A 17,286-nucleotide genomic window follows, 5' to 3' on the forward strand; every position below is an offset into this window, starting at 1 on the left:
TTGCGGGAGTTCCCTAGTTTCAATGCGGCTGCCTTGCCCTTGCGGACAAGCAAGCCTCATGCCTGATAGGAAGACGGGCCGCCATAACCCAGCGAACCGTTCCAGTCAAGCGCAATCTTTACTTTACCGTAACGGTCTCCCGCGTCACCGCCGCGAGCAGCGCTTCAATCTCCGCCGTCACGGTGTCGACAGGAGCCATGCCGTCGACACTCCTAAGCGAGCGTTTGGCGTAATAATAGCCGATCAGCGGCGCCGTCTTCTTGTAATATTCCCGCAGGCGCTCTTCGAACACCACCGGATTGTCGTCCTTGCGCACCGGCTGTCCGGCGGCCTTGGCGTCGTCGGCGCGCTTGACGATGCGGCCGACCAACGCTTTGTCGTCGACGACGAACTCGATCACGGCATCGAGGCCAATGCCGCGCTCGGCGAGCATCGATTCAACCGCATCAGCCTGCACCAGCGTGCGCGGATATCCGTCGAGGATGAAACCGTTGGTGCAATCGGGCTGGTCGATGCGCTCGGCCACGATCGCGTTGACAATGGCGTCGGAAACCAGCTCGCCGGCATCCATCACCGCCTTGGCGCGCTTGCCGACTTCAGTGCCGGCCTGTACGGCGGCCCGCAGCATGTCGCCCGTCGACAGCTGCGGTATGCCGTATTTTTCTACCAGTCTTTGTGCTTGCGTCCCCTTGCCCGCTCCTGGCGGCCCAAGCAATATCAATCTCATCTGGCCTTCTTCCCCCCGCGCAGCTTCGACTTCTTGATCAGGCCCTCATACTGGTGCGCGATCAGGTGACCCTGGATCTGCGCCACCGTATCGAGGGTTACACTGACCACGATCAGAAGCGATGTGCCACCGAGGTAGAATGGTACGCCAGTCGCCGAAATCAGGAACTCGGGCAGCAGGCACACCAGCACCAGATAGATGGCGCCGACGACGGTGATGCGCGTCAGGACATAGTCGATGTAATCGGCGGTGCGCTCACCCGGACGGTAGCCCGGAATGAAGCCGGAATGCTTCTTGAGCTGGTCGGCGGTGTCCTTCGGATTGAACACGATGGCCGTGTAGAAGAAGGCGAAGAACACGATCATTGCCGCATAGAACAGCATGTAGAGCGGCTGGCCGTGGCCGAGCGAGGCGAGCACGGTGCTTGCCCAGGCCGGCAGGTTTGTCGTCTGCGAGAAGCCGGCGACCGTTGCCGGCAGCAAAAGCAGCGACGACGCGAAGATCGGCGGAATGACGCCCGACGTGTTGAGCTTCAGCGGCAGATGCGAGGTATCGCCCTGGAACATGCGGTTGCCGACCTGGCGCTTCGGATACTGGATCAGCAGGCGGCGCTGCGCGCGCTCGAAGAACACGATCAGCGCGATGACGATGATAGCCAGCACGATGATCGCGAGTATCAGCCCGGTCGATAGGGCGCCGGTGCGGCCGAGCTCCAGCGTGCCGGAGATGGCGCGCGGCAGGCCGGCGACGATGCCGGAAAAGATGATCAGCGAAATGCCGTTGCCGATGCCGCGGGCGGTGATCTGCTCGCCCAGCCACATCAGGAACATGGTTCCGCCAACCAGCGTGACGACGGTCGAGATGCGGAAGAACATGCCGGGATCATTGACGATGCCGTTGCCGCCTTCCAGGCCCACCGAAATGCCGTAGGCCTGCACCAGCGCCAGGAGTACCGTGCCGTAGCGCGTGTACTGGTTGATGACCTTGCGGCCCTGCTCGCCTTCCTTTTTCAGCGCCTCCAGCGACGGAATGACCGAGGTCATCAGCTGCATGATGATGGAGGCTGAGATGTAAGGCATGATGCCGAGCGCGAAGATCGCCATGCGCTGCACGGCGCCGCCGGCGAACATGTTGAACATGCCGAGCACGCCCTTGGCCTGCGAAGAGAAGGCCTGCGCGAATGCATCCGGATTGATGCCGGGCAGCGGGATATAGGTGCCGAGGCGATAGACGAGCAGCGCGCCGACGGTGAACCAGATTCGCTTCTTCAGGTCCTCCGCCTTGGCGAAAGCCGCAAAATTCAGATTCGAGGCTAGTTGTTCAGCAGCCGAAGCCATGCCTGATTCTCCGCTAGAGCATGATGCCGAAAAGTGTGAAGCGGTTTTCGGACAACGTCATGCGCTACTTCTTTGATTTGTATGTCACGCTCGATGCCCGCAGCTCAGGCGGCGCGTGGCACCGAAGCTCACGAGATAAGCTCCGGGCTCTAAACATGCAAGCGGCCGCGTTGACGCGGCCGCCTAATTGATTGGATCAAAGCGCAATCGTGAACAAAAACGGATACCGTTCCTGCCGACCGCGCTTCAAATTGCCGTTACTCCGCTGCCGCTTCCGGCAGCTTGACCGAACCGCCGGCCTTTTCGATCTTCTCGATCGCGGCCTTGGAGGCGCCCGCGACGTCGAAGGCAAGCTTTGCCTTGAGCTCGCCGTCCGAGAGGATGCGCACGCCGTCCTTGACGCGGCGGATGACGCCGGCGGCAACGAGCGCCTCGGCCGTCACGGTCGCCTTGGCGTCAAGCTTCTTGGCATCGAGCGCCGTCTGGATACGAGCCAGCGACACGACGACAAAGCTCTTGGCGAAGATGTTATTGAAGCCACGCTTCGGCAGGCGCCGATAGAGCGGCATCTGGCCGCCCTCGAAGCCGTTGATGGCAACGCCGGAGCGCGCCTTCTGGCCCTTGACGCCGCGACCGCCGGTCTTGCCCGAGCCGGAGCCGATGCCACGGCCGAGACGCTTCTTGGAGTGCGTCGCGCCGTCCTTGTCACGCAGATCGTTGAGTTTCATCTGGGTTCTCCTGCGCTTTTGCTCAGCCCTCGTCCACGACGCGGACGAGATGCTGGACGGCAGCGATCATGCCGCGCACCGAGGGAGTGTCCTCCAGAGTGCGCTGCTTGTGCATCTTGTTGAGGCCGAGGCCGACCAGCGTCGCGCGCTGTTCCTTCGGGCGGCGGATCGGCGAACCGATCTGCTCAACGGTGATGGTCTTGGTTGCTTTCTTGGCCATGGTCAAAATCCCTGGTCAGATCGACTATTCTTCAGCCGCAACGGCGGTGCCGCGGCGGGCCTGAAGGGTCGAATACTTGATGCCGCGTGCAGCAGCCACATCCTTGGGATGCATCTGGCTCTTCAGCGCGTCGAATGTGGCACGAACCATGTTGTAGGGGTTCGACGAACCCATCGACTTGGCGACCACGTCATGCATGCCGAGCGTCTCGAAGACAGCGCGCATCGGGCCGCCGGCGATGATGCCGGTACCCTGCTTGGCAGCGCGCAGCAGCACGCGTCCGGCGCCCCAGCGTCCTTCGACGTCGTGGTGCAGCGTGCGGCCCGAGCGCAGCGGCACGAAAATCATGTCGCGCTTGGCCGACTCGGTTGCCTTGCGGATCGCTTCCGGCACTTCGCGCGCCTTGCCGTGACCGAAGCCGACGCGGCCCTTCTGGTCGCCGACGACGACGAGTGCTGCAAAACCGAAGCGACGGCCGCCCTTGACGACCTTGGCGACACGGTTGATGTGGACGAGCTTGTCCACCATGCCGTCATCGCGTTCTTCACGATCGCGGCCGCGGCCGCCATCCCTACGTTCCTGTGCCATATCCTGTTCCTTGTTTTTTTCCGGAAGCACGGTTGCTGATAAGATCCGGTGCGCCTCTTTGGGTCACCGGGGGCGAATTATTTTTCCTTGCATGATCTTGTCCGAAAAGTCTGCAACTTTTTGCTGCGCTGACCTTCGGTTCGGGATCAGGCAATTAGAAGCTCAGACCGCCTTCACGGGCAGCCTCGGCCAGCGCCTTGACGCGGCCGTGATAGATGTAGGCGCCGCGGTCGAAGACGACTTCCTTGACGCCGGCCTTCGAAGCACGCTCGGCGATCAGCTTGCCAACAGCGGCTGCTGCCTCGGTGTCAGCGCCGGTCTTGAGCGAACCCTTGAGGTCCTTCTCGAGTGTCGATGCAGCCGCGATGGTATGGCCCTTCGCGTCGTCGATGACCTGCACGTAGATGTTCTTCGACGTGCGGTGAACCGAGAGACGCGGACGTTCGCCGGCGACCTTCTTGATCTGGCGGCGGACGCGCTGCGCGCGGCGCTGGATGGATTCCTTGGTAGCCATGATAATCTTCCTTGCCTTCAAAAAACGGGGGCCGCCATGTGCGGTAGGCGAAAGCGCCTCCCGCGACCGCTCCCCGCGGCGTTGCACTTCTTTGGCTTGGCCTTTTCCGAAAAGTCTGCAACTTTTCGGGACCAGGCCTACTACTTCTTCTTGCCTTCCTTGCGGACGATCTTCTCGCCGGCATAGCGGACACCCTTGCCCTTGTAGGGCTCGGGACCGCGATACTCGCGAATCTCGGCGGCAACCTGGCCGACCTGCTGCTTGTCGATGCCGGTCACGGTGATTTCCGTCGGCTTCGGCACAGTGATCGTGATGCCGGCCGGCGTCTCGTAAACGACGTCGTGGCTGAAGCCAAGCGCCAGCTGCAGGTTCTTGCCCTGAAGTGCCGCGCGATAGCCGACGCCGGTGATCTCGAGCTTCTTCTCGAAACCGTCCTTGACGCCCTGCAGGATGTTGACGATCTGCGTGCGCGACATGCCCCACTTGGAGCGGGCGGTCTTGGTCTGGTCGCGCGGCTGGACAGCGATTTCGCTGCCTTCCATCTTGACCAGCACTTCGTCGTTCACCACGAACTTCAGCTCGCCCTTGGGGCCCTTCGCCGTCACGGTCTGGCCGTTGACGGTCGCGGTCACGCCCTGCGGCAGCGAAACGGGTTTCTTTCCAATACGAGACATTTGGTTGTCCTCGTCACTTCTCTTGTTTCAGGTCTGCCGAATTAGAAAATCTGGCAGAGGATTTCGCCGCCGACATTCTGTTCGCGTGCTTCGTGATCGGCCATCACGCCCTTCGGCGTCGAAAGGATGGCGATGCCGAGGCCGTTGGCGACGTGCGGGATCGACTTGGCCGAAACGTAAACGCGGCGGCCAGGCTTCGAGACGCGGGCGATTTCGCGCACGACCGGAGCACCGTCGAAATACTTCAGCTCGATTTCGATTTCGGACTTGCCGTTGTCGAAGTCGGTCTGGCTGTAGTCGCGGATATAGCCTTCAGCCTTCAGCACGTCGAGGACGCGGGTACGCAGGCGCGACGCCGGCGTCGAAACGCTCGACTTCTTACGGCCATACGCGTTGCGGATGCGGGTCAGCATATCGCCGAGAGGATCGCTCAATGACATGTTATGTCCTCCTTACCAGCTCGACTTGACCAGGCCCGGGATCTGGCCGTTATTGCCGAGATCACGAAGCGCGATGCGCGATACTTTGAGCTTGCGATAATAGGCGCGCGGACGGCCGGTAACTTCGCAGCGGTTGCGGATGCGGATCTTGGCCGAGTTGCGCGGCAGGGCAGCAAGCTTCAGCTGAGCGCGGAAACGCTCTTCCATCGGCTTGGACTGGTCCATGATGATCGCCTTGAGCGCTGCGCGCTTGGGACCGTACTGGTCGGCAAGCTTGCGGCGCCTGTTGTTCTTCTCGACTGAGCTGGTCTTTGCCATTTCAGATTTTTCCTTTTCTCGCTGCCGTTACTGGCGGAAGGGGAAGTTGAAGGCCTTGAGCAATGCCCTGGCTTCGTCGTCCGTCTTCGCAGTCGTACAAACGATGACGTCCATGCCCCAGATCTGATCAACCTTGTCGTAGTTGATCTCCGGGAACACGATGTGTTCCTTGATGCCCATGGCGTAGTTGCCACGGCCATCGAAGCTCTTCGGATTCAGTCCGCGAAAGTCGCGGACGCGCGGCAGTGCGATGTTCACGAGACGGTCGAGGAACTCGTACATGCGTTCCTTGCGCAGCGTGACCTTGGCGCCGATCGGCATCTTCTCGCGGACCTTGAAGCCGGCGATCGAATTACGGGCGCGGGTGACGACGGCCTTCTGGCCGGCGATCATCGCCAGGTCTTCGGCCGCGATCGAAGGCTTCTTCGAATCCGCGGTCGCTTCGCCGACGCCCATGTTCAGCACGATCTTGTCGATGCGCGGAACCTGCATCTCGTTCTCGTAGCCGAACTGCTCCTGCAGCGCCTTGCGGATGGTCTCGTTGTAGACCTGCTTGAGGCGCGGCGTGTTCTGGGCCTTGGACTGTTTGCTTTCAGCCTTGGGCTTCGTGGTTTGAGCCTTAGCCATTGATGACTTCTCCCGAGCGCTTGGCGACGCGCACCTTCTTGCCGTCCTTCTGGAAGATGAAGCCGACGCGGGTCGGCTTGCCATCCTTGGGGTCGGCGAGCGCGATGTTCGACAGCTGGATCGGCGCTTCCTTGGTGATGATCCCGCCCTCTTGGGACTGGGACTGCTTCTGGTGACGACGGATCATGTTGACGCCGCGCACCAGCGCGGTGTCTTCCTTCGGCTGAACCGAGAGGACTTCGCCCGAACGGCCCTTGTCCTTGCCGGCCAGCACGACGACCTTGTCGCCTTTTCTAATCTTTTGCATTGGTCCGGCTCCTTACAGCACTTCAGGCGCGAGCGAGATGATCTTCATGTGGTTCTTGGCGCGGAGTTCGCGCGGAACCGGTCCGAAGATACGCGTGCCGATCGGCTCTTTCTTGTTGTCGACGAGAACGGCCGCGTTCTTGTCGAAACGGATCACGCTGCCGTCCGGGCGGCGGATGTCCTTGGCCGTGCGAACCACGACCGCCTTCATCACATCGCCCTTCTTAACGCGGCCGCGCGGAATGGCTTCCTTGATCGACACCACGATGATGTCGCCTACGGAAGCGTATTTCCGCTTCGAGCCGCCCAGCACCTTGATGCACATGACACGACGGGCGCCGGAATTATCCGCGACGTCGAGGTTTGTTTGCATCTGAATCATGACTGGCCGCCTTCTTCTCTTCTAACGGGACGGGCTCAAAGCCCCTCCCCGGTCTGTCCAAAATTCGGTTTGTTACGCCTGGTCCGAAGACACGACGATCCAGCGCTTGTCCTTGGAAATCGGCTTCGATTCCTGGATGAACACCTGATCGCCGACCTTGTGGGCGTTGTTCTCGTCGTGCGCCTTGTACTTCTTGGTCATGCGCACGGTCTTCTTCATCACGGGATGCGTGAAGCGCCGTTCGACCTTGACGACTACCGTCTTCTCGTTCTTGTCGCTGACGACAGTGCCCTGCAGAATGCGCTTTGGCATGATTTTCGTCCTTAAGCCTTCTTGGCCGCGGACTTTTCCGCAGCGATGGTCTTGATACGCGCAATGTCCTTGCGAACCTGCCGCACGCGCGCGGTCTTCTCGAGCTGGCCGGTGGCCTTCTGGAAGCGCAGGTTGAACTGCTCCTTCTTCAGGCTGGCCAGATCGTCGGTCAGCTGGTCCTGGGTCTTCGTCCGGATGTCTTCGGCTTTCATGATCAGCCCGTCCTTATTCTGCGATGCGCTGTACGAAGCGCGTCCTGACCGAGAGCTTGGCCGCGCCGAGACGCAGCGCCTCACGGGCGGTTTCTTCGTTGACGCCGTCGATCTCGAACATGATGCGGCCCGGCTTGACGCGCGCCGCCCAGTAATCGACAGCGCCCTTGCCCTTGCCCATGCGCACTTCGGTCGGCTTCGACGTCACCGGCACATCAGGGAAAATACGGATCCACACGCGGCCGGCACGCTTCATCTCACGAGTGATCGCGCGGCGGGCCGCCTCGATCTCACGCGCGGTGACGCGGTTCGGCTCCAGCGCCTTCAGCCCGAAACCACCGAAATCCAGGTTGGTGCCGCCCTTTGCGGTACCATGGATACGGCCCTTGAACTGCTTGCGGAACTTTGTGCGCTTTGGCTGCAGCATCGTTCTAACTCCAAATTCCTAAATAATCAGGCGTTTTCGCGACGACGACCGCGTTCGCGATCACCACCACCGCCATGCGCAGCATCACCCTCGGTCGCGCGACGCTCCGAAGCCATCGGATCGTGCTCGAGGATTTCGCCCTTGAACACCCAGACCTTGACGCCGCAGATGCCGTAAGCCGTATGCGCTTCGGCCGTGCCATAGTCGACATCGGCGCGCAGCGTATGCAGCGGCACGCGGCCTTCGCGGTACCATTCCATGCGTGCAATCTCGGCGCCGCCGAGACGGCCGGCGCAGTTGATGCGGATGCCTTCGGCGCCCAGGCGCATGGCCGACTGAACGGCGCGCTTCATGGCGCGGCGGAACGCGATACGACGCTCGAGCTGCTGGGCGATCGACTGGGCGACCAGGGTCGCGTCGATTTCCGGCTTGCGCACTTCAACGATGTTCAAGTGCGTCTCGGACTTCGTCATCTCCATCAGCTTCTTGCGAAGCTTCTCGATGTCGGCGCCCTTCTTGCCGATGATCAGACCCGGACGCGCCGCATGGATGGTGACGCGGCACTTCTTGTGCGGACGCTCGATCACGACCTTGGAGATCGCAGCCTGCTTGAGTTCCTTCTCAAGATACTTGCGGATCTTGATGTCCTCATGCAGCAGCTTGCCGTACTCGCCGGTGTTCGCGAACCAGCGCGAATCCCAGGTGCGGTTGATGCCGAGGCGCAGACCGATCGGATTGACTTTCTGACCCATTATGCGGCCTCCCCTTTTTCTTCGACTTCACGAACGACGATCGTGAGGTGCGAGAACGGCTTCTCGATACGGCTGGCGCGACCGCGGCCACGAGCATGGAACCGCTTCATGACGATCGACTTGCCGACATAGGCTTCCGCCACGATCAGCGCATCGACGTCGAGGTCGTGGTTGTTTTCCGCGTTGGCGATCGCCGATTCCAGCGTCTTCTTGACCGTGCCGGAAATCCGCTTGGCCGAGAATTCGAGGTCGGAAAGCGCTGTCGCGACCTTCTTGCCGCGGATCAGCGCGGCAACCAGGTTCAGCTTCTGCGGGCTGATACGGATCGTGCGCAGAACGGCGCGCGCTTCGTTGTCAGCAAGCCTGCGCGGAGCTTTGGCCTTGCCCATGATTATTTCCTCTTCGCCTTCTTATCCGCGCCGTGACCGTAATAGGTCCGGGTCGGAGCGAATTCACCGAACTTGTGACCGACCATGTCCTCGTTCACCGAGACGGGAACATGCTTCTGGCCGTTATAGACACCGAAGGTGAAGCCGACGAACTGCGGCAGGATGGTGGAGCGACGGCTCCACATCTTGATCACCTCATTGCGACCACCTTCACGAACCTTGTCCACCTTCTTGAGAAGGTAGCCGTCGATGAAGGGGCCTTTCCAAATAGAACGAGTCACTTGGCGTTACCTCTTCTTAGCTCTTGCGCTGATGGCGCGAGCGCAGGATGAACTTGTCGGTCGCCTTGTTGGACCGCGTCTTCTTGCCCTTGGTCGGCTTGCCCCACGGGCTGACCGGATGACGGCCACCGGAGGTGCGGCCTTCACCACCGCCATGCGGATGGTCGACCGGGTTCATGGTCACGCCGCGATTGTGCGGGCGCTTGCCGCGCCAGACCGTGCGGCCGGCCTTGCCGTCGTTGATGTTGCCGTGGTCGGGGTTCGACACGGCGCCGACGGTGGCCATGCAGGAGCCGTGAACGACACGCTGCTCGCCCGAGTTGAGGCGCAGGATCGCCATGCCCTGATCGCGACCGACCAGCTGGCCGTAGCCACCTGCCGAGCGGGCAACCTGGGCGCCCTTGCCCGGCTTCAGCTCGATGTTGTGGACGATCGTGCCGACCGGCATCGAGGCCAGCGGCATCGCATTGCCCGGCTTCACGTCGACCGATTCACCGGCCACGATCTTGTCGCCGGCGGCAAGGCGCTGCGGAGCGATGATGTAGGACAGCTCGCCATCGTCATACTTGATCAGCGCGATGAAGGCGGTGCGGTTCGGATCGTATTCAATGCGCTCGACCGTGCCGACGACGTCGAACTTGCGGCGCTTGAAGTCGATGATGCGGTACGAACGCTTGTGACCGCCGCCGATGAAGCGGGCCGTGATGCGGCCGTGATTGTTGCGGCCGCCCGACTTCGTCAGGCCTTCGGTCAGGCCCTTGACGGGCTTGCCCTTGTAGAGGCCCGAGCGGTCGACGATGACCAACTGGCGGGTGCTCGGCGTTACCGGGTTGAATTTTTTAAGTGCCATTGTCCTGTCCTCGCGGCCTAGCTCAGAGACCCGTCGCGACGTCGATCGACTGGCCGTCGGCCAGCGTCACGATCGCCTTCTTGACGTCGCTCTGGCGGCCGATCGTGCCGCGGAAGCGCTTGATCTTGCCCTTGCGGACAAGCGTGTTCACGGCCGTAACCTTGACGCCAAACAGCGCTTCGACAGCGGCCTTGATTTCCGGCTTCGACGCCTTCTTGGCGACGTTGAAAACAACCTGGTTGTTCTCGGAAGCCATGGTCGACTTTTCGGTGATCGCCGGCGAGACGATCACGTCGTAATGACGGAGGTCGGTCATTTAAAGCGCTCCTCGAGAGCCTCGACGGCGGCCTTCGAAAGGACCAGCGTGCCGCGGCGCAGAATGTCGTAGACGTTGATGCCCTGGATGGGCAGCACGTCGATGTTCGGGATGTTGGTCGCCGCCAGCTTGAAGTTCTGGTCAAGCTCGGCACCGCCAATCACCAAGGCATTGGTCAGGCCCAGCGTCGCGAAATTCGCGATCAGCGCCTTCGTCTTGGCCTCGGTCAGCTTCAGCTCGTCGATGATGATGATCGACGCGCTCTTGGCCTTGGCCGAGAGAGCATGCCGCAAGCCCAGAGCGCGCACCTTCTTCGGCAGATCGTGCTCGTGGCTGCGAACGACCGGGCCGTGGGCCTTGCCGCCGCCGCGGAACTGCGGAGCGCGTGCCGAATGGTGACGGGCGCGGCCCGTACCCTTCTGCTTGTACATCTTGGCGCCGGTGCGCGCGATTTCGGCGCGGCCCTTGGCCTTGTGCGTGCCCTGCTGCCGTTTGGCCAGCTGCCAGCGCACGACGCGCTGCAGGATGTCCTCGCGCGGATCAAGGCCGAAAATCTCCTCGGAGAGTTTCACCTTGCCGGCGTCCTTGCCGCCAAGCGTTGTGATCTTGAGATCCATTATTCTGCTCCCTCTGCGGCCGGAGCCTCGTTCTTGGCGCCACTCTCGGCGGCAACGGCGCGGATCGCGGCAGGCTTCGGCGCATTGGCCGGCAGTGCCACCTTGGCCGCATCGCGGACCAGGATCCAGGCGCCCTTCGATCCGGGAACCGCACCGCGGATCAGGATCAGGCCGCGATCGGCGTCGGTCGAAACGATCTCGACATTCTGTGTGGTGACGCGGGTGTCGCCCATGTGGCCAGCCATATGCTTGCCCTTGAACACTTTGCCCGGATCCTGACGCTGGCCGGTCGAACCGTGCGTACGGTGCGAAACCGAGTTACCGTGCGTCGCGCGGCCACCACCCATGTGGTGGCGCTTGATGACGCCCTGGAAACCCTTGCCGATCGTCGTGCCCGTCACATCGACCTTCTGGCCGGCGACGAAGTGCTCGACGGTGATCTCGGCGCCGACATCGATCATGTTGTCGGCGGAGACGCGGAACTCGGCGACCTTCGCCTTCGGCTCGACGGAAGCGGTCGCGAAATGGCCGCGCATCGCCTTCGACGTGTTCTTCACCTTGGCAAGGCCAACGCCGAGCTGGACGGCGGTATAGCCGTTCTTCTCCTGCGTGCGCTGAGCCACGACCTGGCAGTTCTCCATCTGGAGAACGGTGACGGGAACATGTTCCCCGGCATCATTATAGATGCGGGTCATTCCCACCTTCTTTGCAATCACACCTGAACGCATCGGTTCAATTCCTTTAGAGTTCCGGGCCAGGGGCACCGCCCCTTACCGCGCTCTCATTCCCTTAGAGCTTGATCTCGACGTCGACACCGGCGGCCAGATCGAGCTTCATCAAAGCATCGACCGTCTGCGGGGTCGGATCGACGATGTCGAGCAGACGCTTGTGCGTGCGCATCTCGAACTGCTCGCGGCTCTTCTTGTCGACGTGAGGCGACCGGTTGACCGTGAACTTTTCGATCCGCGTCGGCAGCGGAATGGGGCCGCGGACGTTTGCTCCGGTGCGCTTGGCCGTCGACACGATTTCTTTCGTCGAGGCGTCGAGCACGCGGTGATCAAACGCCTTCAGGCGGATGCGGATATTCTGTCCGTTCATGCGTCACTTCCTTGTTCTGGCGCGGCGCGGGCAAATCCTGCGCCCGCGACAGATCGGTTTAAGTCTAAATTACTCTTTGATGGTGACGACGATGCCGGCACCGACGGTGCGGCCGCCTTCACGGATGGCGAAGCGCAGCTTCTCTTCCATGGCGATCGGCACGATCAGCTCGACATCGACCGTGATGTTGTCGCCGGGCATAACCATTTCCGTGCCTTCCGGCAGCGACACGATGCCGGTCACGTCGGTCGTGCGGAAGTAGAACTGCGGACGGTAGTTGGTGAAGAACGGCGTGTGACGGCCACCTTCGTCCTTGGTCAGGATGTAGGCTTCGGCCACGAACTTCTTGTGCGGCTTCACCGTACCGGGCTTGGCCAGAACCTGGCCGCGCTCGACGCCTTCACGATCAACGCCGCGCAGCAGCGCGCCGATGTTGTCGCCAGCCTGGCCCTGATCGAGCAGCTTGCGGAACATCTCGACGCCCGTGCAGGTCGTCTTGGTCGTCGGACGGATGCCGATGATTTCCAGTTCCTCGCCGACCTTGACGATGCCGCGCTCGACGCGGCCGGTCACGACCGTGCCACGGCCCGAGATCGAGAACACGTCTTCGATCGGCATGAGGAACGGCTTGTCCAGCGGACGAACCGGCGTCGGGATGTAAGCATCGACCGCAGCCATCAGCTCGCGGATCGCGTCTTCGCCGATGGTCTTGTTGGAGTCTTCCAGAGCAGCCAGCGCCGAACCCTTGACGATCGGAATGTCGTCGCCGGGGAACTCGTTCTTCGACAGAAGCTCGCGAACCTCGAGCTCGACCAGTTCGAGCAGCTCGGCATCGTCGACCTGGTCGACCTTGTTCAGGAACACCACGATCGACGGCACGCCGACCTGACGGGCAAGCAGGATGTGCTCGCGGGTCTGCGGCATCGGGCCGTCGGCGGCCGACACGACCAGGATCGCGCCGTCCATCTGCGCAGCACCGGTGATCATGTTCTTCACATAGTCGGCGTGGCCGGGGCAGTCGACATGGGCGTAGTGGCGCGCTGCCGTCTCGTATTCGACGTGCGCCGTCGAAATCGTGATGCCGCGGGCCTTCTCTTCGGGCGCCGCATCGATCTGGTCGTAGCGCTTGTACTCGCCAAAATACTTCGTGATCGCCGCCGTCAGCGACGTCTTGCCATGATCGACGTGGCCAATCGTGCCAATGTTCACATGAGGCTTGTTACGCTCGAATTTACCTTTTGCCATGTGATGTCTCCAATCTGCTCGCCCGTACGGGCCTTGAATTAAGTTACCGATGCAACCCGTTCAGGTTACGCGTATTTCTTCTGGACTTCCTGGGCGACCGCGGTCGGCACAGGCTCATAGTGATCGAACTGCATCGTGTAGGCCGCGCGGCCCTGGCTCATCGAGCGCAGGTTGTCGACGTACTTGAACATGTTGGCCAGCGGCACCATCGCGTTGATGACGACAGCCACGCCGCGAGCTTCCTGGCCCTGGATCTGGCCACGACGGCCGTTCAGGTCGCCGATGACGCTGCCGACGTAGTCTTCCGGGGTCACGACTTCGACCTTCATGATCGGCTCGAGCAGCTGCACGCCAAGCTTGGGTGCGGCTTCACGGAAGCAGGCGCGGCCGGCGATTTCGAACGCCAGGACGCTGGAGTCCACATCGTGGTAAGCGCCGTCGATAAGCGTCGCCTTGACGCCGATCATCGGGAAGCCCGCGAACGGACCCGACGACATGACGCTGTTGATGCCCTTTTCGACACCCGGGATGTATTCCTTGGGAACCGCACCGCCGACGATCTTGGTCTCGAACTCGAACTCCGAGCTTTCCGGGTTCGGTTCGAACACGATCTTGACGCGAGCGAACTGACCGGTACCGCCGGTCTGCTTCTTGTGGGTGTAGTCCTGCTCGTGCCTGCGGGTGATGGTCTCGCGGTAAGCCACCTGCGGCGCGCCGACATTGGCCTCGACCTTGAACTCGCGGCGCATGCGGTCGACGATGATGTCGAGGTGAAGCTCGCCCATGCCCGAAATGATGGTCTGGCCGCTTTCCTCGTCGGTCTTGACGCGGAAGGACGGATCCTCGGCGGCCAGGCGGTGAAGGGCGAGGCCCATCTTTTCCTGGTCGTTCTTGGTCTTCGGCTCGATGGCGATCTGGATGACCGGATCGGGGAATTCCATGCGCTCGAGGATGACCGGGTGCAGCGGATCGCTGAGCGTGTCGCCGGTGGTCGTGTCCTTGAGGCCAGCCAGAGCGACGATGTCGCCGGCAAAGGCTTCTTCGACGTCGGCGCGCGAATTCGCATGCATCTGCAGCATGCGGCCGATGCGCTCTTTCTTGCCCTTGACGGTGTTGTCGACCGAGATGCCCTTGGTCAGCTTGCCCGAATAGATGCGGGCAAAGGTCAGTGAGCCGACGAACGGGTCGTTCATGATCTTGAAGGCCAGCATCGACAGCGGCTCGTTGTCGTCGGCATGACGCTCGATCTCGGCGTCGGTCTTGGCGTCGACGCCCTTGATGGCGGGAACATCGGCCGGCGACGGCAGGTATTCGACGACTGCGTCGAGCAGCGGCTGCACGCCCTTGTTCTTGAAGGCCGAGCCACAGAACATCGGGTAGAACTTGACCGCGATGGTGCCCTTGCGGATCAGCGCGCGGATCTCGTCATTCGACGGCATCTTGCCTTCGAGGTAATTCTCGAGTGCCGTCTCGTCCATTTCGACAGCGGCTTCGATCATCTTCTCGCGGTATTCTTCGGCGCGAGCCTGCAGGTCGGCCGGGATCTCGACGACGTCCCAGGCAGCGCCCAGCGTCTCGTCGCGCCAGACCAGCGCGTTCATCTCGACGAGATCGACGACACCCTTGAACTCGGTCTCGGCGCCGATCGGCAGCTGCATGACGACGGCATGCGCACCAAGACGCGAGCCGATCATCTCGACCGAGCGGTAGAAGTCGGCGCCGATCTTGTCCATCTTGTTGCAGAAGATCATGCGCGGAACTTTATACTTGTCGGCCTGGCGCCAGACGGTTTCCGTCTGCGGCTCAACACCGGCATTGGCATCGAGCAGCGCAATGGCGCCGTCGAGCACGCGCAGCGAACGCTCGACCTCGATGGTGAAGTCGACGTGTCCGGGAGTGTCGATGATGTTGAAGCGGTACATCTTGCCGCTGCGACCCTTCCAGAAGGTCGTGGTGGCGGCGGACGTGATCGTGATGCCGCGCTCCTGCTCCTGCTCCATCCAATCCATGGTGGCAGCGCCGTCGTGGACTTCGCCGATCTTGTGCGACTTGCCCGTGTAATAGAGGACGCGCTCGGTGGTCGTCGTCTTGCCGGCGTCAATATGCGCCATGATACCGAAATTGCGGTAGTCTTCGATTTTGTATTCGCGGGCCATCGTGGATGCCTTCTCAGTCTCGTTCGCGCTTTACCAGCGGTAGTGCGCGAAAGCGCGGTTGGCTTCTGCCATCTTGTGGGTGTCTTCACGCTTCTTCACGGCGGTGCCGCGGTTATTGGCCGCGTCCATCAGCTCGCCGGAGAGGCGGTCGACCATGGTGGTCTCGTTGCGGTTGCGCGCAGCTGCAATCAGCCAGCGGATCGCCAGGGCCTGGCGGCGCTCGGGGCGCACATCGACCGGAACCTGGTAGGTAGCGCCGCCGACGCGGCGCGACCGGACTTCCACATGCGGCGCGACATTGTCGAGCGCCTGATGGAAGACGGTGACCGGCTCCTGCTTGGTCTTCGACTGAACCTGGTCGAGCGCACCGTAGACGATGGTCTCGGCAACCGACTTCTTGCCGTCATACATGACGGCGTTCATGAACTTGGTGACGATCAGATCGCCGAACTTCGGGTCCGGATTGATCTCACGCTTTTCTGCACTGTGACGACGCGACATGGCTTTTGTCTCTCAATCTCGTAGCCCGACGCATTCAAGCAGCGCCAGGGCCGGAAAATCTTACTTCGGACGCTTAGCGCCGTACTTCGAACGGCGCTGCTTGCGGTTCTTCACGCCCTGCGTGTCGAGCACGCCGCGGATGATGTGGTAGCGCACGCCCGGAAGATCCCTGACGCGGCCGCCGCGGATCATGACCACGGAGTGTTCCTGAAGATTGTGGCCTTCGCCGGGGATGTAGCCGATCACTTCAAAGCCGTTGGTCAGGCGGATCTTGGCCACCTTGCGCAGTGCCGAGTTCGGCTTCTTCGGCGTCGTTGTATAGACGCGCGTGCAGACGCCCCGCTTCTGCGGGTTCTGCTGCATGGCCGGGACCTTGTTGCGCTTCACCGGCGCAATGCGCGGCTTGCGGATCAGCTGGTTGACGGTAGGCATTAAACCCTCTTGTCTCTCAATTCCGTGTCTCGCCCGGTCAGGGCCGCTCAAAGCGCCAATTCCATACGCAAATCGGGCCATAAACCGCGCCTCGCGGTCCTGCCCGAACAAAATGCAGAGGAAGCGGGAACCGCTTCATGCGCGCCGGAAATGTCTTTTCGCTCGTAAAACGAACCCTGTTTGAGGCAAACTCCAAAGCGTGCCGCTTCGGAAGGGAGAGCCTCACATCGGTTCTGACTGGGCGGCTTCTACTCGCAAGACCGTGAACCGTCAACCCCGGCACGCCAAATATTGCGCGCTGACCACGGCTTGGCAGCCATGCGAAAAACGCATGTAATTTTCTTTCTTCATTTTGCAAGGCAAAGGAAGAAAGTGACCGGGCAGACAAGAAAGTGACCGGCTTTTGGCTGTCATGCGCGGGTTCTTCATGGCAAAAGGCGCCATGGACAGCCCAAAACCCCTCGCCCGCCCCCGTCTCAAGAGGAATCAGCCCGTGAACGACAATGAGGAGCGCCCGGTCACCATCGTCACCGGCCGGGTCTGGAAAAAGAAGGGCGGCAAGCCGGAAGGCGTGCATGTGATGCTGGTCGCGCCCGACGACGATTCGGCCGTGCGCCGGGTGCTCGAATCGCTTGCGGCCGAAGGCTATGCCGAGGTCGAGCTCGACCAGATCGGCGATATGGACGGCGAACCCGACGAGGAGCCGCATCTGTCAGCCTTTCAGGGTGCGCTCGAAGGTGAGGTGTCGATCGTCACGTTTGACGTGCCGCTCTGAGCGTCGCCGGCTGCTTGCGCCTGTACCGCGCCGGCTTGCCCGGCACCGGTTCTCTGCTAAGA

Annotated in this window: 28 protein-coding genes; 1 reads left to right on the top strand and 27 read right to left on the bottom strand. The window is 61.8% G+C overall.

Features of this window, described 5'->3' with window-relative positions; all coding sequences use genetic code 11:
- Window positions 1-118: 118 nt before the first annotated feature.
- The 27 genes from ACYG9Z_RS00665 to rpsL form a co-directional block, all read right to left on the bottom strand.
- Window positions 119-727: an adenylate kinase gene (locus ACYG9Z_RS00665; RefSeq protein ID WP_023701778.1), complete on the bottom strand. Its 609-nt coding sequence runs from the start codon at window positions 725-727 to the stop codon at window positions 119-121.
- Window positions 724-2,064, bottom strand: coding sequence for a preprotein translocase subunit SecY (gene secY / locus ACYG9Z_RS00670; RefSeq protein ID WP_023672761.1), 1,341 nt, complete (start codon window positions 2,062-2,064; stop codon window positions 724-726). The genes ACYG9Z_RS00665 and secY overlap by 4 nt, the downstream gene beginning before the upstream one ends.
- 257 nt (window positions 2,065-2,321) lie before the next feature.
- On the bottom strand, window positions 2,322-2,792 hold the full coding sequence (gene rplO / locus ACYG9Z_RS00675) for a 50S ribosomal protein L15 (protein WP_023672760.1): 471 nt from the start codon (window positions 2,790-2,792) through the stop codon (window positions 2,322-2,324).
- Window positions 2,793-2,814: 22 nt separating this feature from the next.
- Window positions 2,815-3,012, bottom strand: coding sequence for a 50S ribosomal protein L30 (rpmD, locus tag ACYG9Z_RS00680; RefSeq protein ID WP_006205449.1), 198 nt, complete (start codon window positions 3,010-3,012; stop codon window positions 2,815-2,817).
- A 24-nt stretch (window positions 3,013-3,036) separates the two neighbouring features.
- Entirely contained in the window at window positions 3,037-3,600 is a 564-nt protein-coding gene (gene rpsE, locus ACYG9Z_RS00685) for a 30S ribosomal protein S5 (protein WP_006333394.1), read from the bottom strand.
- A 154-nt stretch (window positions 3,601-3,754) separates the two neighbouring features.
- The gene (gene rplR, locus ACYG9Z_RS00690; protein ID WP_023682602.1) at window positions 3,755-4,114 is read right to left on the bottom strand and encodes a 50S ribosomal protein L18; all 360 of its coding nucleotides are present in this window, start codon (window positions 4,112-4,114) and stop codon (window positions 3,755-3,757) included.
- A gap of 140 nt (window positions 4,115-4,254) precedes the next feature.
- Window positions 4,255-4,788: a 50S ribosomal protein L6 gene (gene rplF / locus ACYG9Z_RS00695; protein WP_023682603.1), complete on the bottom strand. Its 534-nt coding sequence runs from the start codon at window positions 4,786-4,788 to the stop codon at window positions 4,255-4,257.
- A 41-nt stretch (window positions 4,789-4,829) separates the two neighbouring features.
- Window positions 4,830-5,228, bottom strand: a complete 399-nt coding sequence (gene rpsH, locus ACYG9Z_RS00700) for a 30S ribosomal protein S8 (protein WP_006205453.1) — start codon at window positions 5,226-5,228, stop codon at window positions 4,830-4,832.
- A 12-nt stretch (window positions 5,229-5,240) separates the two neighbouring features.
- A complete protein-coding gene (rpsN, locus tag ACYG9Z_RS00705) occupies window positions 5,241-5,546 on the bottom strand; it encodes a 30S ribosomal protein S14 (RefSeq protein ID WP_010909282.1) in 306 nt (101 codons plus the stop codon).
- Window positions 5,547-5,573: 27 nt separating this feature from the next.
- The gene (gene rplE, locus ACYG9Z_RS00710) at window positions 5,574-6,173 is read right to left on the bottom strand and encodes a 50S ribosomal protein L5 (protein WP_023672755.1); all 600 of its coding nucleotides are present in this window, start codon (window positions 6,171-6,173) and stop codon (window positions 5,574-5,576) included.
- Window positions 6,166-6,480: a 50S ribosomal protein L24 gene (gene rplX / locus ACYG9Z_RS00715; RefSeq protein ID WP_013531428.1), complete on the bottom strand. Its 315-nt coding sequence runs from the start codon at window positions 6,478-6,480 to the stop codon at window positions 6,166-6,168. The genes rplE and rplX overlap by 8 nt, the downstream gene beginning before the upstream one ends.
- A 12-nt stretch (window positions 6,481-6,492) precedes the next feature.
- Window positions 6,493-6,861, bottom strand: a complete 369-nt coding sequence (gene rplN, locus ACYG9Z_RS00720; protein ID WP_006205457.1) for a 50S ribosomal protein L14 — start codon at window positions 6,859-6,861, stop codon at window positions 6,493-6,495.
- A 72-nt stretch (window positions 6,862-6,933) separates the two neighbouring features.
- Window positions 6,934-7,173: a 30S ribosomal protein S17 gene (gene rpsQ, locus ACYG9Z_RS00725; protein WP_010909280.1), complete on the bottom strand. Its 240-nt coding sequence runs from the start codon at window positions 7,171-7,173 to the stop codon at window positions 6,934-6,936.
- An 11-nt stretch (window positions 7,174-7,184) separates the two neighbouring features.
- On the bottom strand, window positions 7,185-7,385 hold the full coding sequence (rpmC, locus tag ACYG9Z_RS00730) for a 50S ribosomal protein L29 (protein ID WP_006205459.1): 201 nt from the start codon (window positions 7,383-7,385) through the stop codon (window positions 7,185-7,187).
- A gap of 13 nt (window positions 7,386-7,398) precedes the next feature.
- Window positions 7,399-7,812, bottom strand: coding sequence for a 50S ribosomal protein L16 (gene rplP, locus ACYG9Z_RS00735; RefSeq protein ID WP_006205460.1), 414 nt, complete (start codon window positions 7,810-7,812; stop codon window positions 7,399-7,401).
- 26 nt (window positions 7,813-7,838) lie between these two features.
- Complete coding sequence (gene rpsC, locus ACYG9Z_RS00740; RefSeq protein ID WP_023672753.1) at window positions 7,839-8,564, bottom strand: 30S ribosomal protein S3; 726 nt, start codon at window positions 8,562-8,564, stop codon at window positions 7,839-7,841.
- Window positions 8,564-8,953, bottom strand: a complete 390-nt coding sequence (gene rplV / locus ACYG9Z_RS00745) for a 50S ribosomal protein L22 (protein WP_006205462.1) — start codon at window positions 8,951-8,953, stop codon at window positions 8,564-8,566. Before rplV ends, rpsC begins: the two co-directional genes overlap by 1 nt.
- A gap of 2 nt (window positions 8,954-8,955) precedes the next feature.
- A complete protein-coding gene (gene rpsS, locus ACYG9Z_RS00750) occupies window positions 8,956-9,234 on the bottom strand; it encodes a 30S ribosomal protein S19 (protein ID WP_006205463.1) in 279 nt (92 codons plus the stop codon).
- A 16-nt stretch (window positions 9,235-9,250) separates the two neighbouring features.
- Complete coding sequence (rplB, locus tag ACYG9Z_RS00755; RefSeq protein WP_023706515.1) at window positions 9,251-10,084, bottom strand: 50S ribosomal protein L2; 834 nt, start codon at window positions 10,082-10,084, stop codon at window positions 9,251-9,253.
- A 22-nt stretch (window positions 10,085-10,106) separates the two neighbouring features.
- On the bottom strand, window positions 10,107-10,400 hold the full coding sequence (locus ACYG9Z_RS00760; protein WP_023672751.1) for a 50S ribosomal protein L23: 294 nt from the start codon (window positions 10,398-10,400) through the stop codon (window positions 10,107-10,109).
- Window positions 10,397-11,017, bottom strand: coding sequence for a 50S ribosomal protein L4 (gene rplD / locus ACYG9Z_RS00765; RefSeq protein ID WP_023672750.1), 621 nt, complete (start codon window positions 11,015-11,017; stop codon window positions 10,397-10,399). The genes ACYG9Z_RS00760 and rplD overlap by 4 nt, the downstream gene beginning before the upstream one ends.
- Entirely contained in the window at window positions 11,017-11,745 is a 729-nt protein-coding gene (gene rplC, locus ACYG9Z_RS00770) for a 50S ribosomal protein L3 (RefSeq protein WP_023682606.1), read from the bottom strand. The genes rplD and rplC overlap by 1 nt, the downstream gene beginning before the upstream one ends.
- A gap of 61 nt (window positions 11,746-11,806) precedes the next feature.
- Entirely contained in the window at window positions 11,807-12,115 is a 309-nt protein-coding gene (rpsJ, locus tag ACYG9Z_RS00775; RefSeq protein WP_010909272.1) for a 30S ribosomal protein S10, read from the bottom strand.
- A 69-nt stretch (window positions 12,116-12,184) separates the two neighbouring features.
- A complete protein-coding gene (tuf, locus tag ACYG9Z_RS00780; protein WP_023723394.1) occupies window positions 12,185-13,360 on the bottom strand; it encodes an elongation factor Tu in 1,176 nt (391 codons plus the stop codon).
- A 65-nt stretch (window positions 13,361-13,425) separates the two neighbouring features.
- Entirely contained in the window at window positions 13,426-15,516 is a 2,091-nt protein-coding gene (fusA, locus tag ACYG9Z_RS00785) for an elongation factor G (protein ID WP_023667430.1), read from the bottom strand.
- Window positions 15,517-15,546: 30 nt separating this feature from the next.
- Complete coding sequence (rpsG, locus tag ACYG9Z_RS00790; RefSeq protein WP_008875664.1) at window positions 15,547-16,017, bottom strand: 30S ribosomal protein S7; 471 nt, start codon at window positions 16,015-16,017, stop codon at window positions 15,547-15,549.
- A gap of 60 nt (window positions 16,018-16,077) precedes the next feature.
- Complete coding sequence (rpsL, locus tag ACYG9Z_RS00795) at window positions 16,078-16,449, bottom strand: 30S ribosomal protein S12 (protein ID WP_038646652.1); 372 nt, start codon at window positions 16,447-16,449, stop codon at window positions 16,078-16,080.
- Between the two features lie 493 nt (window positions 16,450-16,942).
- Between rpsL and ACYG9Z_RS00800 the strand changes: the two genes are divergently transcribed.
- On the top strand, window positions 16,943-17,224 hold the full coding sequence (locus tag ACYG9Z_RS00800) for a hypothetical protein (protein WP_023694876.1): 282 nt from the start codon (window positions 16,943-16,945) through the stop codon (window positions 17,222-17,224).
- The last annotated feature ends 62 nt before the right edge of the window (window positions 17,225-17,286 follow it).

Source organism: Mesorhizobium sp. RSR380A, assembly GCF_054719385.1.